Origin of the sequence: Acinetobacter sp. KS-LM10 (assembly GCF_036896575.1) — a bacterium.
In the GTDB taxonomy this organism is placed as follows: domain Bacteria; phylum Pseudomonadota; class Gammaproteobacteria; order Pseudomonadales; family Moraxellaceae; genus Acinetobacter; species Acinetobacter avistercoris.
This window is the reverse complement of the sequence record NZ_CP145906.1, coordinates 2,481,035-2,507,229: the sequence shown is the minus strand read 5'-3', so window position 1 is coordinate 2,507,229 and position 26,195 is coordinate 2,481,035. Positions and strand designations below refer to the sequence as shown.

The following is a 26,195-nucleotide window of genomic DNA, read 5'->3' as shown; positions in this document are numbered from 1 at the left end:
TAGAAAACACGTTTAGAGTGGTGAAGTCGCATTATTATGTGGTTGTACCAAAAGCTCATTGCCGATGATGTCGACCACACGAACACGGTCACCCACATTGACAGGCAATAAAGAACGACAATTCCATTCATCTGAACCCAATACAGGTAATGAGAAACGAACACGAATAAGTTCTGCGTCTAATCCAACATGAATGACCATACCGGTTTGTCCGATGGTTGCTTCACGTGGTAGACCTGCTTTGGTTTTATCTACCGACAGCGGCTTAATAAATTTAAACCACAATAACGTGCATGAAATCGACAAAATAATCCAACAAACGAGCTGTAAAACAAAACTCATCTCTGGAAAAACCCACAAAAGAATACTGACCAGCACTGCAGCAACACCAAACCACAGTGCTGCAAAAGCAGGCAAGATCAATTCAGATAAAATGAGCAATATGCCCAACACACACCAATGCCATGGCTCAAATATAAAATTCATACATCTACTCTATCGTTATCATTGATATAGATGGGGATCATCAATATCAAGATAACAGACTTAGACAATTCTGAATATACTTTAAAGATAATAGGTTACTGCAGGCGTGAGCGTGGAGCAGGTTTAAATGCAGCTGGTGATTTCTTGAAATTGGCGATCGCAATATCAATCGATTTTATATTGAGTTGTGCAGCTTTTTCACCTTCTAGAATGGATTCATTGCTGGTTTTCAAATCAAGAGTACCCAAATGTCCAACCTTAGGTTGAATCACGATATTGGCCAGACTGAGTTCATTATTAATACTTTGTTGACCCATAATATTAATGGTCTGATCAAGTAGACCCAGCATACTTAAGGGTTTGTCTCCCGCAGGACGTGCAGAAATATCCACTGCGATCACAATATCAGCACCCATATCTTTGGCCGTTTGCACAGGAATAGGACTGACTAAACCACCATCAACATATTTTGCATTACCAATCGTTGCTGGTACAAAGACATTTGGAATACTGCATGAGGCACGTACAGCCTGACCTGCATTACCCTTAATAAAATCAGCACGTTTACCATTATCTAAACGTGTAGCTACTGCTGCAAATCGAATAGGGAATTGCTCGATCGGTTTATTGCCAATTTGTCGATTGACATAGTCTTGCAATTTTTGTCCCAGAATCACACCTTGGCGATTAAAAGTTAAATCTCGAATATCTGATTCTTTGAGTTGCAGGGCAATTTGCTGTAATTGAAAGGGGGTTTTACCACTGGCATATATACTGCCCACAAAACTTCCGGCACTGGTTCCTGTCACAATCTTCGGTTTAATACCGTGTGATTCAAGGACTTTCAATACACCAATATGAGCAAAACCTTTAGCACCACCACCGCCGAGAGCGATAGCAATGACGGGTTCACGGGCTTTTAGTGGCGTCGTTTGAGTCGGTGTTTTGGTGGCTTTGTCACAGCTTGCTAGGCTGAGCGCAATAAGGCTAACAAATCCGATTTTTTGTACAGTAGAGCGAATGTGCATAAGGGGAGATCTATAAATATACGATTATTTTTAAAGCATATCTCAACAGATTGTGGCTGAAGTTTCTAGCGCTGTTACAAAAGATTTTTAAGTGGTTTTGCCAGTTGAGCTAAATTTTTAGGTGAAAACTGGCCTCTATACCGTTCTAAAATTTCATTTAAGTCCTGTTTATAGTCATTAGTTGGATGCATCACACCTAAGCAGCGAATTATTTTATGATCATAATCAAAGGCAAACATCACAATTGGAATATTGGCACCTGTGGCAATATGATAAAAGCCCGTGCGAATATTTTCGGCACTTTTACGTGTACCTTCAGGCGCCATTGCAATCCAAATTTTATCTTTGCTCTTGACCACGTCGACAATCTGCTGAGTCAATCCATGCGGAGTATCCCGTTTCACGGGGATTACACCGCACCATGATAAAAACTGATCAAATGGAGGTTTGAATAAAGTGTCTTTGCCAAAAATAGTGACCCGAATTCCTATGCCGAGCATTGCGATAAACGCATACCAACCATCATAATTTGAAGTGTGCGGAGAAATAATAGCGACTGCTTTTGGAAGATTAGGAAAATCTCCCTCAAACTGCCAACCTTGTGCTAAATAAAGTCTTTTAAAAAATTGACGACTCAATCTTGAACCGCGATGTGGAATGTCTTTGGGTAATGTCGGAAAATGTTTAGTCATTATTGCTGTCTTTATTTTAACTTTGTGAGTATTTTAAAGATGTCGATACTTTGCTACATTGGCAAATTCAATAATATCCTTTTGATAAAAAAATACAAATTAAACCTTATCTTAGTCATCCTTTTGCCCGATTAATTGATTTTCACATATATGAAAAAAATGCCCCAGATCTATTTACTGCTGTTTTCTCTCTACTTGGCACAAGGTCTACCTGTGGGTTTTATGACACATGCACTTCCAGTGGTGTTACGTGCCCAAGGTGTATCATTGACTCATATTGGTGGTTTTGGATTGTTGATGGCGCCTTGGGCACTTAAAGTATTATGGGCACCGTGGGTCGATCATTATGGACATCAAGTTTTTGGTCATTATCGAAGTTGGATCATCCCGACGCAACTTTTAACAATCTTAACGCTTATCATTTTGTCCTTTTTGCCGATTGAGTCTTTAAATAATCCCATCTACCTATTGGCATTTTTTATCGCACTACTGTGTATGAATAGCGTCGGAGCGACTCAAGATATCGCCACTGATGGTTTAGCTGTCAATATTTTAGATACTCAAAAACAGCATATGGGAAATATGTTCCAAGTGGTGGGTTCTCGCTTTGGTTTTATCGTGGGTGGCGGAGCACTGCTCTGGATTTTGGATTGGTTGAGTTGGCAGAGTACATTTTTGATTTTAGCTGCGATAGTGCTACTTAATACTTTACCTATCTTGTTTTATCGTGAGCCTAAGCATACGCGGCAAATGAATGGAAACGCTCTGCAAAATAATCATAAATTAGGTCTGACACGTTATGCGATTCAACAATATTTAAAATACTTTTTATCTTCAAAAGTAATGATCTATTGGTTCATTGTATTGTGCTGTATCAAAGTAACAGATGGCTTGTCGGGACCAATCATTAAGCCTTTGTTGGTTGATTTAGGCTTAACATTGTCTCAGATAGGCGTATATATCACCATGTTGGGTGCTTTGGCGGCACTATTAGGTGCAGGAGTGGCAGCATTGTACCTTCGGTATTTTAGTCGCAGTCAGGCTTTAATTTTATTTTCAGTTTTAAAGTTGATCAGCTTATTTGGTTTTACTTGGTTGGCAAAGTTACATACAGAGCAGCAACCTATCGAGCTGTGGGTGATTTACCTCATTAATGCTTTAGAAGATATGTTTTCTGCCATGGTACTGGTCATCATTTTAACGATAGTGATGCAATATAGTCGCAAACAATATGCGGGCACCGATTTTACGTTCCAAGTGTCATTAATGGCATTGGTTAGCGGTGCTCTGTATACAGTAAGTGGTATTGCGGGTGACTTAATGGGTTATCAGAACTATTTATTGATCATTTCAATATTGGGTATTATTTTACTGATGCCTTTATTTCTATGGCGAAAAGTCCAAAACGAGCTCGTCTAAATTAATTCTCACCTAATGATGAATACTCAAAATAATAGAGTTATTCGTGCAATGATCTTCATTAATATGAATATAGACGTTGATGATATATTTGTTAAGATCTACTACATGAACTAACAAATAAAGAATTTTAAGGATGGCAATACAAGCAGTATTATTTGATTTAGACAATACTTTGACGCATCGTGATCAGAGTTTGCAAGCGTATAGTCGTCATCTCCTCAATCATTTTAGTGGGCAGCTTGTAGATGCCGAAGATCATGCAACGTTATCTCGAACAGTTGAAATTATCCGGCGAATTGATAATGGCGGTTATCCTAAAAAGGAGTTTCTCACGCATCCGAGTATCGCTGCTTCAGTTGCTCAGGCACTGATTCAGGAATTAAATTGGGATGTAACGCCATCGTTAGAAACTTTGACTGAGTTTTGGTTTGAAGAGTTTGGTCTGTCTGCTGTTGCTATGACAGGGGCAGTTGAATTGTTAGAACATTTAAAACAGCGAAATTATAAGCTGGCAGTCATTTCGAATGGTGGGCATGCAACACGCTTGAAGATTCTACAAGGTTTAGGTTTTCATCAATATTTTGAAGAAATTTTTAGTTCAGAATCTGTGGGTATTGCAAAACCAAATGCAGAAATCTTTTTACACAGTTGCTTTCAGATTCAAATAGAGCCTCAGCATTGCTTATATATAGGTGATCATCCCGTAAATGATTATCAGGGTGCAACGAGTGTAGGTCTGAACGCTTTATTACTCGATGGATTTCACCCTAAACTGAACGCCGATCGGTTGGACGATCAGCTTCATATTCCAAAAGATCGAGTCATTCAGCATTTGCATGAAGTCTTAAAATATCTTGACGTTTAAATTGAAGATCAAAAACGATCATTAGAATATGGTTATTAATAATAGACGTCTTTCAAAAGTCATTATTCACCACATCCACTTATCATGAGTATACCCTCAACCTAACCTTGTCTCGAAGGGAGAAGGAATTTTACCTCTCAATTTATTGCAGCTTATTGATTTTTTGGGTTTATGAAATAGAGCGAATACTAAAACATTGAAAAAAGAGAAGTAAAAAGTAGAGATGTAAAATGAGAAATTTTCCTTGAACCTTCAGCAGCGTAAAGGATTCAAGGAGGATTAAAATGGTCTAAGAGATGAATTAAGACGTGGCTTAAAACGTGACTTAATACGTGACTTAAAAAATGGCATCTTCTGAATTGGCTGTAATTTTATGAATGGATAAATCTGCACCGCGATATTCTTCCTCCTGAGTCAGTCGAATCCCGAGAGTGGCTTTGAGTACACCGTAAATTAGACAGCCGCCGAGCAATGCAATAATGATGGCGAGAAGCGTACCGATAAGTTGAGAAATTATAGAAACCTGACCCAAACCGCCTAACCATTGTTGACCAAAAACACCGACAGCAATACCACCAAAAGCGCCACAGACGCCGTGCAAAGGCCATACCCCCAATACATCATCGACTTTGAGTTTATTTTGCGTGTAGGTGAAAAGTTTAACAAAAATAAATCCTGCAATGGCTCCGATCATTAAGGCACCGAGTGGATGGACGATATCAGATCCTGCGCAGATTGCGACTAAACCCGCCAATGGGCCGTTATGTAAAAAGCCAGGGTCTTCTTGACCAAAGACGTTGGCAGCCAATGTTCCACCAACCATTGCCATCAGGGAGTTCATTGCCACCAAGCCTGAGATGGCATCTAATCTTTGAGCACTCATAACGTTAAAGCCGAACCAGCCGACAATTAAAATCCAAGAACCCAATGCTAAAAAAGGAATAGACGAGGGCGGATGGGCACTGATTCGACCATCTTTCTTGTAACGACCATGACGTGCACCCAGTAAAACAACAGCCGTTAACGCGATCCAACCTCCCATCGCATGAACCACGACAGAACCTGCAAAATCGTGAAAACTTGCACCAAAACTGTCAGCTAACCATTTTTGGATACCAAAGTTTCCATTCCAAGCGATTCCCTCAAACAAAGGGTAGACCAAGGCAACTATAAATACTGTTGCAATCGCTTGAGGTCGCATTTTTGCACGTTCAGCAATACCGCCAGAAATAATGGCGGGAATCGCTGCTGCGAAGGTCAAAAGAAAGAAACAGCGCATCAAGTTGTAGCCGTGTTCTTCCACTAAAATTTGACTTGTATGAAAAAAGTGTTCGCCGTAGGAAATGTAATAGCCAATGAAAAAATAGGCGATGGCTGAAATAGAAAAATCAGTTAAGATTTTACTGAGTGCATTGACCTGATTTTTATGTCGAACCGTTCCTAGCTCAAGAAACGCAAAGCCTGCGTGCATGGCCAGAACAAGAATTGCACCTAAAAGGAGAAAAAGTAGATCTATATTTTGCATGAGGGTTATAAATGGTGCTTAAAGTCACAATCGCGCTAGTATAACGATTGATTTTGCAGCATGATGATTCAACATCTAGGGAAAAAATGATTAAAAAATTAGAAAAATCATCAAGACTCGATATAAAGCATTTTATGCACCAAAATAAATAATCCGCACCAACTTAACGCGAAATCTATTTATTAATAAATCCTATAGTATTGATTTATATCATTATTATTTTTAATTTAAATTTTCTATATTTTGATTTGTAAACTAACGTTTAAAAACAATCCAATGATTTTTGTAACATTTTTTGTAACATACTGAACAGTGAACTAATTTCAATAAGACTGTGAAGCGTAGTGGGTATTTTTATGATGATCAGTTAGATCTTTTCGCAAAATTTGATCACTCATAAAGTTCAGATATTTAAGTATAAATATAAATTCAGCTCTTAAAGACCAAGACTTCACCTGATCTGATGTGGATATATTATATTGAATTTGGAAGAATACATGGCCTACCTTTAAACTCCTGACGAGTTTTTGCAAATTGAGTTCCATCCCAACTTAGAATTTGATGACACTGGCTGCTGTTGGTAATGGCTAAATCGGGCCAGCCATGTCGACCAATTGTTTTCAAAAAAACAGGTTCACCGGGACTATTTAAAATTCGTGTCCATTTATTATTGGCTTGTTTAGTCACGAGATGAAAGCCGACTCCTGTATGGGCATAGCATCGTGTTCCTCCATCTTTAATGATTGCATCAGGTCGACCATCACCATTGAAATCTTTAATGAATGAGATATGACCAAAGCTACACTTTCCACGCCAAGCACCATTGGCATATTTAAATCCTGCCGCTGTGAATATAGCGCGATGTTCTTCTGACACATCTGGCATCGCAAACGCTGAAGTATGAATTAAAGCGAAAAAGGGAATACATAAAGCACATAATTTTTTAATTATCAGATTGTCCATAAATACAAAGTTATCCATAATTTTATTTATTGTGTTAACTAATTAGCATTTTAATTGAAAAAAATCGATTAACAAGCAATTAATCCAAGCACTTCATGCCTAGCCTTCGAGATTGTTCTTTTAAGAGCTGAAATATGTTGTAGATATCCCTTATTTTATATATTCAATCAGCCCCTCAAATATTAACAAAATGTGTAAAATAGTAAGATTAAGAGTGCTTACCGTATTTTTTCGAATGGATTCACTTATCTCAGACATCTAATCTTCAATACACATTTAAATTTTAAATTGAATGAAAAAATGATGGATGGGAATAAGATAAAAAGAGGCGTAAATTAAACAGCTATGCACAGTATATTATTATCACTCTTTCCACTCATTGCCCTTATTTTCACGGGCTATATCTTAAAACAGAAACAGTTTTTTTCAGATAGTTTTTGGACAGGTGTTGAGAAGCTCAATTATTATTTTTTATTTCCAACAATGTTATTTGGAAATTTAGCCACAGCAGATATTGATTTGAGTATGGTTCATAGCATTTTTTTGATCTTGGTTATCATGCTAAGTATTACTTGCACTGCACTCTATCTTATTCGAAAAATATATCGTATTCCCTCTGCACGTTTTGGAGTCTATACGCAAAGTAATATCCGATTTAACACTTATATCGGTTTGGCCGTGGTCGCATCATTATTTCAGCAACAAGGCATTACTTTATTCGCCATTATTTTGGCCATCAGCATTCCTGTCGTAAATATTCTTTCCGTTTTAGCATTGACTGAAAAAGAGGGGATGGACTTAAGGAGTATTAGTTTATCTCTGGTTAAAAATCCTTTGATTATGGGTTGTTTGGTTGGAGTGTTATTTAATCTTTCTGGCTTACCGCTTTGGGCTGGATTAAGTTCGCTTATACAACAGCTTGCGGGTTGTAGTTTGCCGCTTGGTCTCATGTGTGTTGGTGCTGCATTACAATTTATGGCATTAAAAAAAGACCTATTGCCTTTATTGATCAATACATTTTCAAGATTAATGATTATGCCTGCCTTGGCATATGTAGTGTGTTTATTACTTAATTTCTCAATACTTGAGACACAAATCATTGTGCTTTATTTTGCTTTGCCAACAGCTTCAGCTGCGTATATTTTAACGAAGGTGCTTAGAGGCGATAGTCAATTGATGGCTGGGATTATTAGTTTACAAACTTTATGTTCAGCCATGACCTTACCATTTGTGTTGGCATTGATCATGTAATGCGTTCATAAGTTTTTAACTAGATTCTTTGTACTTATTTTTTAATGGCTTTAATAACGTTGAATAGATTAATTTTTATCTATAAAAAAATCATAGAACGGCAAGTTATTGAGATTTGAAAATAGCGAATGAAAGAAATCTATTATGTTCAAAATCTTTATTTAAACGAAGATCGAGCACCTCAGACTCTGGGGTGATTAATCGCAATAAACCATTGCTGACATTCGCAGTGTGGGCAGGCTTCATTGTGACGATCGAGCATTTTAATATGGCCACAATAAGTACATGCATAAAAAGTATGAGCTTTAACGGTATCAATGACTGGATAAGCATCAGGAAAAATAGGTAATCCGTAGTGAACCTCTTCTGCTGGATAAAATAAAATACTAAATTTACCATCACTTTCTAATAAAGCCGTTCGGATTTGACCTAAATGTTCTGTACCTTGTTGGCGCATTTCTGCAAAGAATTCGTCATGCGAGTATTTCCCTTTTTTGATGTCTTTTACTAATAACTCACCGTCCTTTAAAATATACAGTGGTTTACCCTCAAGCAAATCTTCAAAGGGTTGATATTTCATCATTAGCCATGTGGTAACGCGATAAAGTAAAATGATGGTCGCCATGATGATAAAGGCTTGGACTAAAGGGAGATCCTGAGTAAACATCGGATCGCCAGCAATCGAACCTAAAGATAAAATAATGGTTAATTCAAATATTGAAAGCTGTCGAACACCACGTTTACCTGTGAGCCGTAAAAAAAGAATGATCATACAAAACATCAGTACGCAGCGAATCAAAATCTCCGCAACAAACGCCCATGTTGTGTCATGGATAAAAATACTAAAAAAATCCATATTTACACCTTCTATTCCCTGAAATTAAAATCTATCAATTTCATTGAGATAAAGAGTCTGATTTGTGTAGATACTTTGGAAATATTTGTATCTAAAATTTGATATTTAATTTTTCTATATTTAATAGGTCTCTTTCATAAGTCAAAAAATGATAATTGAATGACAATAAATTGATATGTCATTATCCCTTCTCCCTTTGGGAGAAGGTTAGGATGAGGGAGTAATCATGATGAGTGATATTATTTGAATAATGACTTATGAAAGAAGTTTAATAAAATTTAAGGGGCTGTAGTAGAACAGGTTAAATTTTCGTCCAAATTAGCAGTGTTTTTAGCTGCTCTTTGGGCGATCCATAGTTGAATCTAAACTCACATTCCTTTAGAAACAAGGGAAATGTTTTTCGATCAATGCCATTGTACTTTCTTAATACTCGTTTGGCTTGATTCCAAAAATTCTCAACACCATTGATGTGATTTTTACCTATACCAAACTGCTTTGAATGATTAATTCTTTCATGGTAAAAACCCGCAATATCTAATGCGTTATAACTTCGATAACAATCTGTATAGACCACACTATCAGGCGCTATTTTTCGAGTAATAATAGACATTAAGGTAGAACTTCTGGTATCTGAAACTACTTTGACATAGACCTTACCACCTCTTTTGAGAATACCAAATACAGCAACCTTACCAACAGCACCACGACCCCGTTTACCCTTGCGTACACCACCAAAATAACTCTCGTCTAATTCAACAGTACCTTCAAATACTTCGTTTGCTTCGAGCTCTAAATTGTAGGTGATTACCTCACGTATTTTGCGATAAAACAGAGCTGCACTATTAGGCTGAATTTCAAGTAAATCAGCAGCAGAACGAGCAGTAACTTCAAGTACAAAATATTCCAGCAACTTTTTCTGTACTTTTTTATTTAATTTACAATTGATTATCTTCATTTTCGTAGACTAACATAAAGCTAATCTACTACAGCCCCAAATTTAATTTTATTACGAATTATTTTATTTCTGAATTTAATGCTGAATTATGCGAAAATATGCCTTTATATATTTATTTAAGAGCTCGTATGACAGTTCAGTCTCCTCAATCCTTAAGCGATATCGAAATTTTAGACGTTTTACAATCAATGAAAGACGACAAACTTGATGTTGAAGCGGAAGAGATCATTCGTGCAGGTGGGAAAGCGGGTCGTCAAGAAGCGTATAAAAATGCACTTGTTGCATTGCATAACTCTTTCGAAGAGAAATTTGTAGAAGCGGTAACTTTGGCTCTAGGTTTAAATGAAGGTCAAGCAAAAAAAATTCGTTATAAAAAAGATCGTATCCGTATTTTGAAAGTACGCGGGATAGATTATTTAGCCATTGATGGTGCAGAAACAGCTCATGTCTTGTCTCAAGTATCTCAAGCGATTGTACGTGAAGACGGCATTGTGAATGAAGGTTTACACAATATTTTCCCATTCTGGAAAGAAGGCTGGCCTATGGTTCAGTTTGATAATGCGTATACGATTTTGGCTGAAGATATAGATATTCACTATCAAGCAACTTTAGATAAATTATTGACGGGTTATGGTCGTTAATTGCGACTCAATTTTGTCAGCCTTTAAAAGGCGAATTTAAGAAAAAAAAAAGCACCCATCGGTGCTTTTTTTGTTTTAAAGGATATTTGTTATAGCAGTACTCGTTTTAGCGATACTCTTTTTATTTTAGCATTACTAGCCTAATGTCGAATAAAAGGGGAACATTCCAAAAACTAGGGCAGATACCAGCATAACCAAACACGTAATAATGGCCCATTTAATGGTGAATTTTTGATGTTGACCAAATTCAATCCCAGCCAAACCACAGAGTAAGTACGTTGAAGGCACTAATGGTGAAAGTAAATGAACAGGTTGCCCCACAATTGCGGCACGCGCCATCTCTACAGGCTCAATACCATAATGACTTGCTGCCTCAGACAGAATCGGAAGTACACCGTAATAGAAAGCATCATTTGACATAAAGAAGGTCAGAGGCATACTGAGAACAGCCGTAATAGGGGCTAAGTAAGGGCCCATACTCTGCGGAATAATAGCCACCAACTCTTTGGACATCGCATCGACCATACCTGTGCCGGTCAGTAGCCCTGTAAAAATACCAGCTGCAAATATAATACCGACAACGTTTAATGCTGCTCCTGCGTGATGTGCGACCAAGCTTTTTTGCATATCAATGTCACGATAGTTCACCACCAAAGCGATACACAACGCGATCATAAACAGCACAGGCATAGGTAATACGCCTTTCACCAAGCAGATCATGAGTCCTAATGTGAGTAAACCGTTAAACCATCTTAAGTGCGCACGATTGGCTTCAGGATTATTTGAAATTTGAATACTGTCGCCATGGCTGACATCTATATCAATAATGCCTAAGCGTTTTCGTTCCATACGTCCGTACATAAAGCCTAAAAAGTAAAGCCAAGCAATTGCAAATAACATTGGCAAAATCATTGGCACAAATACATCACTAGGGTCTACTTGTAAGGCACTCGCAGCACGAGCTGTCGGTCCACCCCAAGGTGTGAGGTTCATAATACCGCTTGAAAGCAACATTAAGCAGGCCATGATTAATGGACTCATACCCAGACGTTTATAAAGAGGGAGCATCGCTGCAACACAAATCATATAGGTGGTAGAACCATCACCATCTAAGGAGACAATAATTGTTAATGTGATGGTGCCTAATACAACTTTTAGTGGGTCACCTTTAACCAGACGTAAAATGAATTTAACAGATGGATCAAATAATCCTGTATCAATCATTATGGCAAAGTAAAGAATAGCGAACAAAAGCATGACACCAGTAGGTGCTAGCTTTTTAACACCATCCAACATCATTTCACCAAGTTCATTTATTTGAATATGACTTAAACTTTCAAAAAAGTATCCTAAACCGTATGCAATTAAAGCAAAAATAACAGGAATTAAAGTTAAAGCGACAAGTGGAGTTAAACGTCTTGACATGATTAAGTACATAAAGCACAAAATCATTCCAAGACCTAATAGGGTCAGCATGAATCATTCCTTGAGTTCTAAGTCGTTTTTTTATTGGGTAATACAAGGCGATCATAATCCTATATTTTGTAGAACAAAATATTGATTAGAAAATGTAAAAAAGCAAAGTATTGCCAAAGAAAATACTCAAATAAAAACAAGAGTATATGAAATCTAAGTTGATTAATAATTAAGCATTTATTGTTCTAAGGTGCTTTTTTTGATTTATTTGGGATTTAGTCTTTTTAGAAAATACTGGTATCAATGCCAGATTTAGATAAATGAAAAACTTAACTGTGGGAGAAAATTGAGAATTGTATTTCTAATCATCAATCATCAATCATCAATCATCAATCATCAATCATCAATCATCAATCATCAATCATCAATCATCAATCATCAATCATCAATCATCAATCATCAATCATCAATCATCAATCATCAATCATCAATCATCAATCATCAATCATCAATCATCAATCATTATTGAAGTTTGATAAGTAAGCAGTATTAAACAATAAAAAATTTATTCGAAAGTAGAAGATACAACATTTGATCTTTTTCAAAAAATCAAAATAGATGATTGAGCTGTTATCAATGGATATAAACACGCCTTCTCCCTCAGGGAGAAGGCTAAAATGAGGGAATACTCATAATGAGTGTGTTGTGTGAATAATGACTTTTGAAAGAAGTCTAATAAAGCTATGAAACTTATAATCAAATAAATATGTACATGAGGAAAATTTTAATCTTCAAGTGGTGCAGGATCACTTTCAATATCGAGTAAACGTGTCACCAGAAGCTGATCAATTTTAAAGTGATCAACATCGACCACTTCAAATTTATAACCGCCGAAAATCACAGTATCTGCGGGGCGTGGAATTTTACGCAGCTTATACATCATGAAGCCAGCTAGTGTTTCATAGTTTTCATCATCAGGCATTTCATCAATAGCAAGTGCATGTTGCATGTCTTCAATCGGCGTACTGCCATCAATCAACCAAGAATTATTGTCACGCTTGATAATCTGTACATCTTCTTCGGTCGGGGTGACCCAGTCTCCCATGACGGTAATCATAATATCAGAGAGGGTAATGACACCGACCACCAAAGCATATTCATTGAACACGACGGCAAACTTTTCTTTGCTGGAGCGAAAACGATCCAGTACTTCAGAAAGTGTTAAGGTATCTGGAATTGTGAGTACAGTTCGTATCGTTGATTCATTCAATTGATTAAATTTTTGATTGTTCAATATACGAATCAGAATATCTTTAGCGTCGACATAACCGATCACTTGATCAATATTTTCACTACAGACTAAATATTTAGAAAAAGGGAAGTTGGCTAATTTTTGACGAATACTGTCTTCAGATTCATTAATCGTAAAATAAACCACATTTTCTCGTGTGGTCATACTTGAGTGAACATTTCGTTCTTCAAGTTCAAATACATTTTCAATAAAGTGATGCTCTTGCTTTTGCAGTACGCCTGCTTGAGCACCCGCATCCATAACGGCAGAAATATCATCAAAAGTAATATTGTCTTCACGTGTCGTATTTACTTTGAATAATCGGAACAATAAATTTGCGATCGCATTGATAAACAATGCTAACGGCTTACAGATTTTAATGAAAATCTGAATAGGGTTAATAACTGAAATTGCGATTTTTTCAGGTGCGATCATTGCCATACGTTTCGGCATGAGATCTGCAAATAAAATAAACAATGAAGTAACAACAGTAAACGATAAACTAAAGCCGATAGCTTGCGTCCAAGGTCCTTGATAAACACGCTCTACGAAATTCACGATATAGGGACGAAAAGCAGCTTCACCTAATATACCGCCTAGAATTGCAACAGCGTTTAAACCGATTTGAGATGCTGCAAAAAAATCTGCTGAATTTTCTTGTAAATCTAAAACTTTCTGTGCGCGTTCATCTCCAGCTTCAGCTAAAATTTTTAATTTTACTTTACGTGATCCAGCCAAGGCGATTTCACTTAGTGATAAAAATCCAGCCCCCGCTATCAAAATCATGATGATCACGAAATTCTGAAACAGACTCACAAAACACCTTTAAATTTAAATTATTATTGAAGTTTTATCATAAAAATTAATCTGGCGGTAAACAAATTCACCACCAGAATTGATCAATAGACATGTATTGCACAATGAATCTGAGATGTTGTTGAAATTAATACTGAGGAAAATGAGTATTATTATTCGACAAGAACTCTCGATTCTCTTCTTCAACCATTTGACGCGCGACATATAAAATAAGCTGACGCAACCAACGGTGTGCAGGATGATGATGAAGTAAAGGGCACCACGCCATTTTTAATTCAAATTCTGGAATATAAAATGGAGGGTCTTTCAGGATTAAGTTTTGACTTTTGGCTTGTAAACGAGCAATACGAGAAGGCAATGTTGCAATCAGATCTACATTTGCAGCTAGTAGTCCTGGCATTTGATAATGTCGAGTAAATACTGATATCTTACGTTTTTGACCAATTCGTTCTAAAGCTTGATCAATCCAACCTAAACCTGCTTGTTTTTCTGGATTAACACCAAAACCAACACCCATACCTGTTTTAGATACCCAAATATGTTGAGCATCCAAATAGCTTTTAAGATTAAGGTTGGTTACAGCAGGATGTTTATTGTTTAATAAACACGAAAAACTGTCACGCCAAACGAGGACTTGATGAAAACTTTGGGGAATTTCATTGAAGCGATTAATCGCTAAATCGACTTTTCCTTGTTCCATGTCACGATAAGACACATCACTTGGAGTCAAGAAATCCAAGACCACATTAGGTGCTTCTGAACGTAGTGCTTTTACTAAACGAGGAACTAACGTTGCCTCAGCATAGTCAGAAGTCATAATGCGGAAAACGCGATTGGATGTATAAGGTCGGAACTCTGTTCGAGGTTCCAAAATCATAGATAAATCTGAAAGTGCATCACGAATACGTGGTTGTAATTCTAATGCCCGCTCTGTTGGTGTCATACCTTCAGAAGAACGGATAAGCAGAGGATCATTAAATAAATTACGTAGACGTCTTAAAATATTACTCATGGCAGGTTGAGTAACACCCAATTGTTCAGCAGCACGAGTTACGTTTTTTTCACGTAGCAATACGTCAAGATAAATTAAGAGATTGAGATCAACCCGCTCCAGATTCATAAAATAAATACCGAAAATAAATTCTTGAAATCATCGGTGATTATGCCACAACAGGAAGGCTTTGTGTAAAAGGAAGTCGAAAAAATCATCAGATTTGTGCTTGAAAAACCTAAAGTTAAAATTTAAAAAAAATAAGTTCAATTGAGCGTGTATAGATGTAATACATTTCACATAAAATAGATTGTAGCTCTCAAAATATTTTAAATTTTACTAAAATGAATGATATTTTTTTAAACAGATATTTATTGTTTTTCACAAAAAAATAGAGAAATGTGACGCTAGAGACTTAAGTCTAATGATTTTTTTATGAACAGAAAGTTTGAAATATGACCTGTTGATTTTATAAATAAATTATTATATTTCAGTGTTTTAATCATTATGATTGTTATTTAACTAAGACTTTAATCTACATATTTTTTAAATAAATACTGAAGATTCTTGCAGACTATTGGATTAATTGTAACAGTCAAACTAAGCTAGGTTCATAACAACGAAGTGATTTAAATCTATACAATCAGATTTAGTATTGATTTAGATCTTTAATTGATGAAATCCTAAAATTATATACAGGGTAAAATATCATGACTACATACCAAACAGCGATTGATGCAATCCGTGAATTAAAAGCAAAATTCGGAAGCACATGGCGCGACATCAGTCCAGAAGATGCTGCGCGTATGCAAATGCAAAACCAATTTAAAACGGGTTTAGAGATTGCTAAATATACTGCTGCTATTATGCGTCGTGATATGGCTGAGTATGATGCTGACTCAAGCAAATACACACAGTCTTTGGGTTGCTGGCACGGTTTCATCGCACAACAAAAAATGATTGCGAACAAAAAGTACTTCGGTACGACTGACAAGCGTTACATCTACCTATCTGGTTGGATGGTTGCTGCACTTCGTTCAGAATTTGGTCCATTGCCTGACCAATCTATGCACGAAAAAACATCTGTACCTGCACTTATCGAAGAAATCTACACTTTCCTTCGTCAAGCTGATGCGAAAGAATTGAATGATTTGTTCCGTGCGCTGAAAAAAGCAAACGAAGCAGGTGATACTGCTAAAGCTGCAGAAATCACTGCTCAAATCGATGGTTTCCAAACGCATGTTGTGCCAATTATTGCAGACATTGATGCTGGTTTTGGTAACGAAGAAGCAACTTACTTATTAGCGAAGAAAATGATCGAAGCGGGTGCATGTGCACTTCAAATCGAAAACCAAGTTTCTGATGCGAAACAATGTGGTCACCAAGCTGGTAAAGTCACTGTTCCACATGAAGACTTCATCGCGAAAATCCATGCACTTCGCTATGCATTCTTAGAAATGGGTCTTGATGACGGTATTATCGTTGCGCGTACTGACTCTGAAGGCGCTGACTTGACTCAAAAAATCCCAGTGGTTAAAGAGCCAGGTGATATCGCTTCTCAATACATCAGTTTCTTAGAAACCTCTGAAATTGACATCGCTGATGCTCAAGAAGACGAAATTCTAATTAAACGTAATGGTAAATTACATCGTCCTAAACGTTTACCGTCTGGTTTATACCAGTTCCGTGCTGACACACAAATTGACCGTGTTGTACTTGACTGTGTATCTAGCCTTCAAAACGGTGCGGATCTTCTTTGGATCGAAACTGCGACTCCAAACGTTGATGAAATCGCTCACATGGTTAATCGTGTTCGTGAAACAGTTCCAAATGCTAAGCTTGTTTATAACAACAGCCCATCATTCAACTGGACCTTAAACTTCCGTCAACAAACTTATGACCGTTATGTTGCTGAAGGTAAAGATGTTTCTGCTTACGACCGTGCTAAGTTAATGAGCGCTGAATATGATGAAACTCAGTTAGCAAAAGATGCTGATGAAAAAGTTCGTACATTCCAAGCAGATGCTTCTCGTGAAGCTGGTGTGTTCCATCACTTGATCACACTTCCGACTTACCACACAGCAGCTCTTTCTACACACGAACTTGCTAAAGGTTACTTCGGTGACGAAGGTATGCTTGCTTATGTTGCTGGTGTACAACGTAAAGAAATCCGCGGTTCAATTGCATGTGTTAAACACCAAGCAATGGCTGGTTCTGACATTGGTGATGATCACAAAGAAATCTTCGCTGGTGACAATGCATTAAAAGCAGGCGATGACTCTAAAAATACAATGAACCAGTTTGGTGGTTAATCCTTCCGAGTAGTTCAAAAAAACCCTGCGAAAGCGGGGTTTTTTAATGATTAAATTTTAAAAGTATTTATTTATAATCGCTTTAAGTCGTTACAGCGTCGATTTGAATTTTCTTAGTTAATTATTTTTAATCTAAAATAAAATTTTTGTGCATATTAATGGAGTAATTTTGCTTACTAATTAAATTTTTAAGACAATACAATTATTAAGACAATACAATTATTAAGATAATTGTTGAGTGAAAGATAATAAATTTATTATTTTCAATAAAATAAAGTCCTCAATAAAACCAATCAATTTTTCAAGTTAAAGATATTTAATCAGATCTAATGTTGGTACAATTCGCGCAAATTTTAGATTTGGTGTTGTTGTGTTTGAAAAAACGGCTGAAAAAAGTTTAAATTTATTGGGTTGGGAAATCGATAATCACTGGGATTTGAATATTGATCAATGCGTGATGATTGCAGCACCACATACCAGTAATTGGGACGCACTTTATGCTCGCTTAGCTTTAAAAGCGTTGGGCGTAAATGTTCGAATTACGATTAAAGATAGTTATATGAAGTTCCCGCTTGGACCTTTTGTACGAGCAATGGGAGGCATAGGAATTGATCGCAGTCCAAAAGCCGCGGGTCAAGAAAGACCAAGCATGGTCGAAGTGATGAGTGAGTTATTTAACAAGCATCCTAAATTAGTCATGCTGGTGACACCCGAAGCGACACGTGCTAAACAAGAACAGTGGAAAACGGGTTTTTATCACATTGCTGTGACAGCAGGAGTTCCAATTGCTTTGGCGTATATGGATTATGCAAAAAAGAAAACAGGTGTGGGCAAAATTATCTATCCATCTGGTGATATGGATAAAGACATGACTGAGATTATGGCGTTTTACGCCCAAATTAGCGGGAAAATTCTAAATAACTTTAGTGTCGATCAACGCTATGTAAAATAACGCTATGTAAAATAAAATCGTCAAGATTAACGTAAGTAAAAACAAGGCAGGTTCATCCTGTCTTTTTTAGACAAGTATTTAAAGTGAGATTAAATTTAAAAAATTCTCTATTTTATAATGTTGTGAGCAGGTTTTATTCTTGAGCCACTTGAGTTGCACCACCTAAGTAATAGCAAGCTAATCTAAAAGCTTTATATTCATTTTGAATAATTTGGCTTAATGGCACATCGAATAATGTATCTCCAGCTTTATAGTCATCGATATAGGTATTTGCTTTAACTTTACTGACAGCTAAAGTCCGTTGATGAAAGTCAATAATCGGATTATGTCCCAATTGTTCATAATCAACATTGCTACATTCAAATTGATTAAGTAACTCTTCTGCGACTTTGATTTCGCTGGATGTGCCAAATGTACAACCTGTTAAGAACAATAGGCTTAGAAACAAGGGGATCTTCATTACAAATATAATAACAATAAGTGTAGCGCTATCTTACGTGTTTTTTTTAATGAAATGCTCGAACTTGATAATAAATTTCATTGATTTAAAAGAATTTTTATATTGAACGATTTTGATAGTGAATAAAAAAAGAGTTTTTTAGTTTTTGCTTTAGTTAACACAGATTTTAAAATTTAAAAGCTTTTCAATATTTATTCAATCCAGTGATTAATAGAATACAGCCAGACATAAAGAGCAAGCTTAAAACGATATTTTTAAATTGTTTTTCAGAAATTTTATAAAATAATTGTGCGCCAAATATAGCAGGTAAACTGACGACTAAAATGATAACGATCATATAACTGAGATGATTTTTATTTATTGTATTTTGAAAAATATAAACGGCAAGTGTAAACAATTGAATCGCAAAATTAAAATGTCGTAAGATATAACGTTGATGATCTTTGGGCAGATTTTTGAGCATGACCCAGGCGGAGGGAAGTGCGCCGCAAAATCCACCAAGGCCACCGAAAATACCGCCTATAAAACCAATGCTTGAATCTGCTATTTTACCTGCATGATGTATTGCATTTATGCGGGGAGAAAAATACATAAAAGGGCACCACAGAATAAGAAAAATGCCTAAAATGAGTTTGAAAATCTCTGCATTTACAATGTATAGCAATGAAGTTCCCAGAGGTACACCTAACAAACCAGCGATGATGTAGGGTAGAACTAAACGACGGTCAACATGGAACTTTTGCTCTTTGCCAAGTGAAATGAGATGACACCAAAGCGAAGCAAAAACCACAAGCGGAGCTGAGATTTGAGGTGGAAGAATCCATACCCAAAATGACATGGCAATAAGGGCAAAGGCAAAGCCTGTTAATCCTTGTACAAAGCCTGCAATTACAGCCCCGAATATAAATACAATCCACATATTCAGTTAAATGGTTTTATATGTGTAAAGTGAAAATGACAGCAGTACATATGATCGTCCAATCTTCTTGGAGAGAGAATACGGCTTTGAGAAGTTAATTTAAAATAATGTATTCAGCAGGTTTTATGAATATTTAAACTATAGAGAATGCACAAAAAATAAAAAGCCCTGAAAATTTAAATCAGGGCTCTTTTTTTAAACGTTGTGTTAAAGCATCAATCTGCTTTTTTGTTTAAAGTTTGAGTTAATCCATTAATATCACCACCATTAATCCCTAACTCACTCATTAAGCTATCAATTAAAGGTGCTTGTGAACGATAACGAAGGGCGCTATTGACCACTTGATCTGATAGCGCAACTTGACCTTGTTCACCATTTTCTCCGACAGATACAGAACTTCCGCCTAAGCCACCTAGACCATTGACCTGAAGAATCTTAATGTCATCAATGTTTTCCATCGGTTTAACACTTTCACGAATAATTTCAGGTAAATACTTGAGTAAAGCCAAGCGAATTTGCATTTCGACCTGTTCAGAAGACAAGATATTATTGGCTTCATTCACAGCGCGTGTACCTTCAGCATCAACTTGATATTGCTTCTCTTGTGCTTCAGCCAGCAAGATTTTCGCATCAGCTTCACCTTTCGCTTTTAAACGAACTTTTTCAGCTTCTGCTTCAGCGCCAATTCGAACTGCTTCTGCATCATCTGCGGCTGCTTGTTTAGAGGCTTCTGCTGCAACAGTAATTGAAATTGCATCAGTTTCAGCTGCCTGTTTTGCAGCGACTAACTCGACAGCTTTTACACGTTCTGCACGTTGTGTTTCACGAACGGTGATGACTTCTTCTTCTGCTTTTACCGCTTGAGCACGTGCTTGGTCAGCCAGTGCTTTTGCCTCAGATTCAGCACGAGATTTTTCAGCAATGGCAATCGCACGGTCTTGCTCAGCTAGTTCAATGGTTTTCTTTTGTTCGACTTGTGCTTTTTGAATCGCTTGAGATTTGATAATATTTTCATTTTCAATATCGCGATCGGCTGCAATACGTTTTAATTCAACTTGACGATCAGCAACAATTTTTGCTTCTCCTGCTTCACGTTGTTTTTCTGAGTCTTTTGTTGCAATTTCAGCTTGTTGTTCTGCACGACGGATTGAAAGTTCGCGGATTTGTTCCATCTTAGAATACTCTTCTTCACGAGTGATTTTAAGACGTGCTTGTTCGGTTTCAAGATTTTTGGTTTTAATTGCAAGATCAGCATCTTGTTCAAGACCATTTCGTTTTTTACGACGATCTTCAATCGTTTCGGTCAGTTTAGTTAGACCTTCAGCATCAAAAATATTTTGTGGATTGAAGAATTTAAAATCTGTTTGGTCAAGACCTGTTAAAGATACAGTTTCTAGTTCGAGACCATTTTTAAATAACTCTTCAGAAACTGCTTGTTGTACTTTTTGTACGAAATCCACACGCTTTTCATGTAGCTCTTCCATTGCCATTTCAGCTGCAACAGAACGTAATGAATCGACAAATTTACCTTCAACCAATGATTTTAACTCATCGGGTTGCATGGTTTTTTTACCCAATGTCTGTGCTGCAGTTGCAATTGATTCTTCAGTTGGTTTGACTCGAACATAAAATTCAGCAGCAACATCAACACGCATACGATCCTTAGTAATCAAAGCCTGATCAGCAGCACGTTTCACTTCCAAACGTAACGTATTCATATTTACAGGAATGACTTCATGTAACACAGGTAACACGATGGCACCGCCACCTAAAATGACTTTTTCACCGCCAAAACCAGTACGGACAAAAGACACCTCTTTACTAGAGCGTTTATAAAGCCGGGCAATAATGGTTCCCACAATAACGAATGCAATTAAAATAATCCCTGCAATAACTAAAATTTCGTATAAATTAGAATTGATCATGAAGTGCTCACTAAGCGTTTGTATTAAGTTGAAATGGCTTGAAAGCCAATTTTCGTTTTTTGAGTCAAAATAACATTTTGACCCTGTTTAAAAAGAATATCTGTTTCGGGTTCAACCATTACATAATGGGTTAAACCAAATTGATCTTTAACTTTGGCTTGGGCGGGATAATTTAGTTTTGCATCACCCATAATGATGGTGGCGGTTAATCCGATCAATTGATCACTATGAATAGCTGTGGTTTCATCTTTAGGGATAATTTTAGCGATGATGGCAGATATAGCACGCACCAGTGGCATACATAGAACTAAACTGGCAGGTGCAATAATCCAGATTGGAAAATAGTGTTCAGTAAAATAAAAGAAAATTGCTTGAACGAAAAAACCAAATAGCGCGTAGGTGGTGAGAAAAATAATAAACCAAATGAGAACGGGAATGCGGCCTAGATACAGCCAATCTAAAAATTGAATCCCAATGTTGTGATCAGCTTGAATATTAAGATCTGGATGTTGAGCGTCAAATAATGAGTCAGGAATAAACTGATCAAGAAAACCCTGAGAGCTTGCACCGACAATCAAGAGCAGACATTCACAAATGCCCATTAGGAGCATTAAAACTAAACTAACGCTAAAAAATAAGTTTGCAGGGTGGATGAAAAGATCCCACATAAAAAACTCTCAACTTTTATCATTCATTTTAATTTGATGTATCTTGTATTTTTATACAGTAATATGCGCAAATATACTAAATTATATCTACCAATATGGCAATTTACTGTTTATTCACTATAAAAATAAATGCTGATAATGTATTAATAATTAACAATATGCATAATGTGATTAGCGTTTTGTGATCTCAAGCGATGTCAAAAAACCATAAAAAATATGAATACAAATCAAATTTTAAGCAAAAAAAATACGCAATGATTGGGGTGATCAGTGCGTATAACAACGAAGCTACTTTCGTAGTTCCGGTTAAGGAGAAATGTTATGAACATTGGGGAATGTTCATAACTGTTTAGTAATAATAATGAGTATCAAATAAACGATCATCTACTTTCAGGTAAAATAGTGTAAGTTCACGTTAAAATCAGGACTTTTAAATACTGAATTTTACATATCGCATGAACAAAATTAAAAAACCTCTCATCAAGAGAGGTTTTTTATATCAAAACGAAATTTATTTATACATCTTAGATGAATATTTAAAAATGAAAGACGCCTAATCCAGATTTCACTTCATCTAAGGTTTGTTGAGTGATATCACGACATTTTGCAGTGCCAGTCTTTAAAATATCCATAATATAGTCAGGATCTTTTGCCAATTCCATGCGGCGTTCACGAATAGGTGTAATTAGCTCTTTAAGTACGCCTTCAAGACGCTTTTTAACCGTACCATCGCCTAAACCACCGCGACGATAATGTTCTTTTAGCTCTTTCACTTCTTCGGTATTGGTATCGAATGCATCTAAGTAAGTGAATACAATATTGCCTTCAACTTGACCTGGATCTTCAACGCGTAAATGATTTGGATCCGTATACATTGCATTAACTGCTTTTTTAATATCTTTATCAGAAGCATCAAGAACAATCGTATTGCCAAGTGATTTAGACATTTTAGCTTTGCCGTCAAAACCAGGTAAGCGACTCATATTTGAAAGCAGAGCCTTACACTCAGGAAGTAAGTCTTGACCGATCTGGCGATTGATTCGACGAACAATTTCATTCGTTTGTTCAATCATTGGAATTTGATCTTCACCCACAGGAACGATAGACGCCTTAAAGGCTGTGATATCCGCAGCTTGTGCAACTGGATAACACAAGAAACCAGCAGGGATGTCACGCTCAAAGCCACGCATCTGAATTTCAGATTTGATCGTAGGATTACGCTCTAGACGCGATACAGTGACAAAGTTTAAATAAAGCATAGTGAGTTCATTTAAAGCTGGAAGGCTTGATTGAACACATATTGTCGTTTTTGTAGGATCGATACCAACAGCTAAATAATCTGTAGCGACTTCAATAATATTGCGACGAACTTTTTCAAAATTATCCGCATTATCGGTAAACGCTTGGGCATCGGCCAAAAGAAGATGTTGATGATGAGAATCTTGCAAACCTACGCGTGAACGTAATGAACCGACGAAATGACCGAGGTGAAGTTGCCCAGTTGGACGGTCGCCAGTCAAAATCACTGGACGATTATCTTGTATGCTCATTTTAAATCCTGAAACAGTAGTCAGCGCTACTTTGATATAAGAATGACAATATTGTACGGTAATTCTTTTTTTAATGTCAGCAAGAATAAAATTAAAAAACTATAAAAAAATATCAAATACATACAGAATCTTGCTGATGAATTATTAAAATAGAAAAAACGCGAGGATAATAAAAATGGCAAGTAGCTTATTATTACTATTGGATGATATTGCAACAGTTCTTGATGATGTCGCAGTCATGAGCAAAATGGCTGTTAAGAAAACGGCAGGTGTGCTGGGTGATGATCTGGCCCTAAATGCTCAACAAGTCAGTGGCGTCAAAGCTGATCGTGAGCTTCCCGTGGTTTGGGCTGTGGCAAAGGGATCATTCGTCAATAAATGTATTTTGGTTCCTCTGGCGTTGTTAATTAGTATTTTTATTCCGTGGCTGATTACACCGTTGTTAATGATCGGTGGTCTTTTTTTATGTTATGAGGGCGTTGAGAAAGTATTGCACACCATTCAACATAAAAAATCAAAGACGCCTGAAGTTGCTGAGATTGAAAAAATAAACATCGAAACAGACCTCGTCACTTTTGAGAAAGAGAAAGTCAAAGGGGCTATACGAACTGACTTTATTTTATCTGCTGAAATTATTGTAATTTCTTTGGGGACAGTTGCTGCGGCGACTTTAACGGTAAAAATAGCAACACTTTGTTTTATTGCAATTTTAATGACTGTTGGTGTTTATGGGTTTGTGGCGATGATTGTCAAAATTGATGATTTAGGACTCTATCTGGTCCAAAAAACATCTTCCTTAAAACAAACAATAGGTCGTGGTTTACTGGCTTTTGCACCGAAATTAATGAGAACCCTAACGATTGTAGGGACCATCGCTATGTTTTTAGTGGGTGGCGGTATTATCAATCATGGTATTCCACTATTTCATCATTTTTCAGAAGACTCAGTGGATTATGTAGAGCACATACCTGCTGTCGGTAATATTGTTGGCGCTTTGACTCCAACTTTAATTAACTTTGTGATTGGTTTTATTGCTGGTCTCGTGGTGTTGTTGATTGTGATGATGTCAAAAAAAGTTTTTTCAAAATCAAATAAATCTTAATTTTTAGATACAGCAGATTCAGAAACAGCAGACTTAGATACATCAGATCATATTTATACAGCGTTACTTTTTTTAAAAATAAGGATAAGACTATGCGTTGGAAAGGGCGTCGTGTCAGTAATAATTTAGAAGATCGTCGAGGCGGGGGCGGGGTTAAAGCGGGTGGGATCAGTATCCTCGGATTAATCGTCGCATTTATTGCATGGAAGTTTTTTGGAGTAGATCCACAGCAAGCTTATCAAGCCACCCAACAGGTGACTTCTCAAGGAGCTGCTCAGCAAGCATCTGCTATAGAAAATCCGACACCTCAGCAGCAAGAAGCGACTGCATTTGTTGGTACAGTTCTGGCGGATACTGAGGATACTTGGACGCCAATTTTTCAACAAAACGGTGCACAGTATATTGCACCGAAGTTAGTTATGTTTAATGGAATGGTGAAATCTGGTTGTGGTACAGCAGATTCTGCCATGGGTCCTTTTTATTGTCCCGCTGATCAAAAAATTTATATCGATACACAATTTTTTAAAGATATGCGCACTCAGATGGGAATTTCTGGAGAGCAAAACAATACAGAACTTACTGATAATCAGGCAGCAGGTGATTTTGCTCAAGCTTATGTGATTGCTCATGAGGTCGGGCATCATATTCAGAATCTATTGGGTATTTCTTCAGAAGTTCAGAAAGCACGTCAACAAGCAAGTGAAACACAGGGTAACCAGCTGTCTGTGCGTCTAGAGTTACAGGCAGATTGTTTTGCTGGTGTATGGGCTAATTCAAATCAGCAACGCACGCAATTTCTTGAAAAGGGGGATGTTGAGGAAGCGATGGATGCTGCGCATAAAATTGGTGATGACTACTTACAGAAACGTGGTCGTGGACAAGTTGTACCTGATAGTTTTACCCATGGTACAAGTGCGCAACGCATGCAATGGTTTGATAAAGGATTGCAGTCTGGAGATATAAATCAATGCGATACCTTTAAGTCAAACATTTAGTTTTGATTCAAATCGAACACTGAAAAAATATGATGAAATGAATCGTTAAAAAAGTTGATATTTAGGGGATTATTAATTGCGTGCCCTTTTTCTTATGAACCAATTATGCAAAAT

At 36.8% G+C, this 26,195-nt stretch carries 23 protein-coding genes; 8 read left to right on the top strand and 15 right to left on the bottom strand.

Going from position 1 to position 26,195, the window contains the following annotated elements:
- Positions 1–12: 12 nt before the first annotated feature.
- The 3 genes from V5M36_RS11370 to V5M36_RS11360 all read right to left on the bottom strand — a co-directional run bounded on the left by V5M36_RS11370 (position 13) and on the right by V5M36_RS11360 (position 2,206).
- Entirely contained in the window at positions 13–486 is a 474-nt protein-coding gene (locus V5M36_RS11370) for an NfeD family protein (RefSeq protein ID WP_338559068.1), read from the bottom strand.
- A gap of 95 nt (positions 487–581) precedes the next feature.
- Entirely contained in the window at positions 582–1,514 is a 933-nt protein-coding gene (locus V5M36_RS11365) for a patatin-like phospholipase family protein (RefSeq protein ID WP_338559065.1), read from the bottom strand.
- Between the two features lie 74 nt (positions 1,515–1,588).
- Positions 1,589–2,206, bottom strand: a complete 618-nt coding sequence (locus tag V5M36_RS11360) for a 1-acyl-sn-glycerol-3-phosphate acyltransferase (RefSeq protein ID WP_338559063.1) — start codon at positions 2,204–2,206, stop codon at positions 1,589–1,591.
- 159 nt (positions 2,207–2,365) lie between these two features.
- Here V5M36_RS11360 and V5M36_RS11355 point away from each other — a divergent pair, with 159 nt between their 5' ends.
- Entirely contained in the window at positions 2,366–3,625 is a 1,260-nt protein-coding gene (locus V5M36_RS11355; protein ID WP_338564171.1) for an MFS transporter, read from the top strand.
- Between the two features lie 136 nt (positions 3,626–3,761).
- On the top strand, positions 3,762–4,493 hold the full coding sequence (locus V5M36_RS11350; RefSeq protein ID WP_338559061.1) for an HAD family hydrolase: 732 nt from the start codon (positions 3,762–3,764) through the stop codon (positions 4,491–4,493).
- 337 nt (positions 4,494–4,830) lie between these two features.
- On the opposite strand, the gene V5M36_RS11345 is transcribed toward V5M36_RS11350, so the two are convergent.
- Together V5M36_RS11345 and V5M36_RS11340 are read right to left on the bottom strand one after the other, a co-directional pair.
- Complete coding sequence (locus V5M36_RS11345) at positions 4,831–6,018, bottom strand: ammonium transporter (RefSeq protein ID WP_338559059.1); 1,188 nt, start codon at positions 6,016–6,018, stop codon at positions 4,831–4,833.
- Positions 6,019–6,492: 474 nt separating this feature from the next.
- Positions 6,493–6,981: a hypothetical protein gene (locus tag V5M36_RS11340; protein WP_338559057.1), complete on the bottom strand. Its 489-nt coding sequence runs from the start codon at positions 6,979–6,981 to the stop codon at positions 6,493–6,495.
- Between the two features lie 345 nt (positions 6,982–7,326).
- Between V5M36_RS11340 and V5M36_RS11335 the strand changes: the two genes are divergently transcribed.
- The gene (locus tag V5M36_RS11335; protein ID WP_338559054.1) at positions 7,327–8,232 is read left to right on the top strand and encodes an AEC family transporter; all 906 of its coding nucleotides are present in this window, start codon (positions 7,327–7,329) and stop codon (positions 8,230–8,232) included.
- A gap of 181 nt (positions 8,233–8,413) precedes the next feature.
- On the opposite strand, the gene V5M36_RS11330 is transcribed toward V5M36_RS11335, so the two are convergent.
- Positions 8,414–9,088: a DUF421 domain-containing protein gene (locus V5M36_RS11330; RefSeq protein ID WP_338559051.1), complete on the bottom strand. Its 675-nt coding sequence runs from the start codon at positions 9,086–9,088 to the stop codon at positions 8,414–8,416.
- A 301-nt stretch (positions 9,089–9,389) separates the two neighbouring features.
- Positions 9,390–10,043: an IS1595 family transposase gene (locus tag V5M36_RS11325; RefSeq protein WP_338558390.1), complete on the bottom strand. Its 654-nt coding sequence runs from the start codon at positions 10,041–10,043 to the stop codon at positions 9,390–9,392.
- A 128-nt stretch (positions 10,044–10,171) separates the two neighbouring features.
- Here V5M36_RS11325 and V5M36_RS11320 point away from each other — a divergent pair, with 128 nt between their 5' ends.
- Complete coding sequence (locus tag V5M36_RS11320) at positions 10,172–10,684, top strand: hypothetical protein (protein WP_338559049.1); 513 nt, start codon at positions 10,172–10,174, stop codon at positions 10,682–10,684.
- A gap of 135 nt (positions 10,685–10,819) precedes the next feature.
- Here the strand turns inward: V5M36_RS11320 and V5M36_RS11315 are convergent, their stop codons facing one another.
- The 3 genes from V5M36_RS11315 to V5M36_RS11305 form a co-directional block, all read right to left on the bottom strand.
- Positions 10,820–12,160, bottom strand: coding sequence for a CitMHS family transporter (locus tag V5M36_RS11315; protein ID WP_338559047.1), 1,341 nt, complete (start codon positions 12,158–12,160; stop codon positions 10,820–10,822).
- A 724-nt stretch (positions 12,161–12,884) separates the two neighbouring features.
- Entirely contained in the window at positions 12,885–14,207 is a 1,323-nt protein-coding gene (locus tag V5M36_RS11310; RefSeq protein ID WP_338559045.1) for a hemolysin family protein, read from the bottom strand.
- A 127-nt stretch (positions 14,208–14,334) separates the two neighbouring features.
- Positions 14,335–15,327 carry a LysR family transcriptional regulator gene (locus tag V5M36_RS11305; protein WP_338559043.1) on the bottom strand — a complete coding sequence of 331 codons (993 nt, stop codon included), beginning with the start codon at positions 15,325–15,327 and terminating at the stop codon, positions 14,335–14,337.
- Positions 15,328–15,908: 581 nt separating this feature from the next.
- On the opposite strand from V5M36_RS11305, the gene V5M36_RS11300 reads away from it, so the two are divergent.
- Positions 15,909–17,510: an isocitrate lyase gene (locus tag V5M36_RS11300; protein ID WP_338559041.1), complete on the top strand. Its 1,602-nt coding sequence runs from the start codon at positions 15,909–15,911 to the stop codon at positions 17,508–17,510.
- A 370-nt stretch (positions 17,511–17,880) separates the two neighbouring features.
- Positions 17,881–18,462 (top strand): 1-acyl-sn-glycerol-3-phosphate acyltransferase, encoded by a 582-nt coding sequence (locus V5M36_RS11295; protein WP_338559039.1) that lies wholly within the window; start codon positions 17,881–17,883, stop codon positions 18,460–18,462.
- 133 nt (positions 18,463–18,595) lie between these two features.
- On the opposite strand, the gene V5M36_RS11290 is transcribed toward V5M36_RS11295, so the two are convergent.
- The 5 genes from V5M36_RS11290 to trpS form a co-directional block, all read right to left on the bottom strand.
- On the bottom strand, positions 18,596–18,910 hold the full coding sequence (locus V5M36_RS11290) for a hypothetical protein (protein WP_338559036.1): 315 nt from the start codon (positions 18,908–18,910) through the stop codon (positions 18,596–18,598).
- Between the two features lie 196 nt (positions 18,911–19,106).
- Positions 19,107–19,841, bottom strand: a complete 735-nt coding sequence (locus V5M36_RS11285; protein WP_338559034.1) for a sulfite exporter TauE/SafE family protein — start codon at positions 19,839–19,841, stop codon at positions 19,107–19,109.
- A 215-nt stretch (positions 19,842–20,056) separates the two neighbouring features.
- Positions 20,057–21,766: a flotillin family protein gene (locus tag V5M36_RS11280; RefSeq protein ID WP_338559031.1), complete on the bottom strand. Its 1,710-nt coding sequence runs from the start codon at positions 21,764–21,766 to the stop codon at positions 20,057–20,059.
- 23 nt (positions 21,767–21,789) lie between these two features.
- A complete protein-coding gene (locus V5M36_RS11275) occupies positions 21,790–22,434 on the bottom strand; it encodes a YqiJ family protein (protein WP_338559028.1) in 645 nt (214 codons plus the stop codon).
- Positions 22,435–22,970: 536 nt separating this feature from the next.
- Positions 22,971–23,984, bottom strand: coding sequence for a tryptophan--tRNA ligase (gene trpS / locus V5M36_RS11270; RefSeq protein ID WP_338559026.1), 1,014 nt, complete (start codon positions 23,982–23,984; stop codon positions 22,971–22,973).
- A gap of 175 nt (positions 23,985–24,159) precedes the next feature.
- Here trpS and V5M36_RS11265 point away from each other — a divergent pair, with 175 nt between their 5' ends.
- Entirely contained in the window at positions 24,160–25,086 is a 927-nt protein-coding gene (locus tag V5M36_RS11265; RefSeq protein WP_338559024.1) for a DUF808 domain-containing protein, read from the top strand.
- A gap of 92 nt (positions 25,087–25,178) precedes the next feature.
- On the top strand, positions 25,179–26,081 hold the full coding sequence (gene ypfJ, locus V5M36_RS11260; RefSeq protein ID WP_338559021.1) for a KPN_02809 family neutral zinc metallopeptidase: 903 nt from the start codon (positions 25,179–25,181) through the stop codon (positions 26,079–26,081).
- Positions 26,082–26,195 lie beyond the last annotated feature (114 nt).

Coding starts and splice junctions, on each gene's coding strand:
- V5M36_RS11370 (WP_338559068.1), bottom strand. CDS start 486: ATGAATTTTATATTTGAGCCATGGCATTGGTGTGTGTTGGGCATATTG.
- V5M36_RS11365 (WP_338559065.1), bottom strand. CDS start 1,514: ATGCACATTCGCTCTACTGTACAAAAAATCGGATTTGTTAGCCTTATT.
- V5M36_RS11360 (WP_338559063.1), bottom strand. CDS start 2,206: ATGACTAAACATTTTCCGACATTACCCAAAGACATTCCACATCGCGGT.
- V5M36_RS11355 (WP_338564171.1), top strand. CDS start 2,366: ATGCCCCAGATCTATTTACTGCTGTTTTCTCTCTACTTGGCACAAGGT.
- V5M36_RS11350 (WP_338559061.1), top strand. CDS start 3,762: ATGGCAATACAAGCAGTATTATTTGATTTAGACAATACTTTGACGCAT.
- V5M36_RS11345 (WP_338559059.1), bottom strand. CDS start 6,018: ATGCAAAATATAGATCTACTTTTTCTCCTTTTAGGTGCAATTCTTGTT.
- V5M36_RS11340 (WP_338559057.1), bottom strand. CDS start 6,981: ATGGACAATCTGATAATTAAAAAATTATGTGCTTTATGTATTCCCTTT.
- V5M36_RS11335 (WP_338559054.1), top strand. CDS start 7,327: ATGCACAGTATATTATTATCACTCTTTCCACTCATTGCCCTTATTTTC.
- V5M36_RS11330 (WP_338559051.1), bottom strand. CDS start 9,088: ATGGATTTTTTTAGTATTTTTATCCATGACACAACATGGGCGTTTGTT.
- V5M36_RS11325 (WP_338558390.1), bottom strand. CDS start 10,043: ATGAAGATAATCAATTGTAAATTAAATAAAAAAGTACAGAAAAAGTTG.
- V5M36_RS11320 (WP_338559049.1), top strand. CDS start 10,172: ATGACAGTTCAGTCTCCTCAATCCTTAAGCGATATCGAAATTTTAGAC.
- V5M36_RS11315 (WP_338559047.1), bottom strand. CDS start 12,160: ATGCTGACCCTATTAGGTCTTGGAATGATTTTGTGCTTTATGTACTTA.
- V5M36_RS11305 (WP_338559043.1), bottom strand. CDS start 15,327: ATGAATCTGGAGCGGGTTGATCTCAATCTCTTAATTTATCTTGACGTA.
- V5M36_RS11300 (WP_338559041.1), top strand. CDS start 15,909: ATGACTACATACCAAACAGCGATTGATGCAATCCGTGAATTAAAAGCA.
- V5M36_RS11285 (WP_338559034.1), bottom strand. CDS start 19,841: ATGTGGATTGTATTTATATTCGGGGCTGTAATTGCAGGCTTTGTACAA.
- V5M36_RS11280 (WP_338559031.1), bottom strand. CDS start 21,766: ATGATCAATTCTAATTTATACGAAATTTTAGTTATTGCAGGGATTATT.
- V5M36_RS11275 (WP_338559028.1), bottom strand. CDS start 22,434: ATGTGGGATCTTTTCATCCACCCTGCAAACTTATTTTTTAGCGTTAGT.
- trpS (WP_338559026.1), bottom strand. CDS start 23,984: ATGAGCATACAAGATAATCGTCCAGTGATTTTGACTGGCGACCGTCCA.
- V5M36_RS11265 (WP_338559024.1), top strand. CDS start 24,160: ATGGCAAGTAGCTTATTATTACTATTGGATGATATTGCAACAGTTCTT.
- ypfJ (WP_338559021.1), top strand. CDS start 25,179: ATGCGTTGGAAAGGGCGTCGTGTCAGTAATAATTTAGAAGATCGTCGA.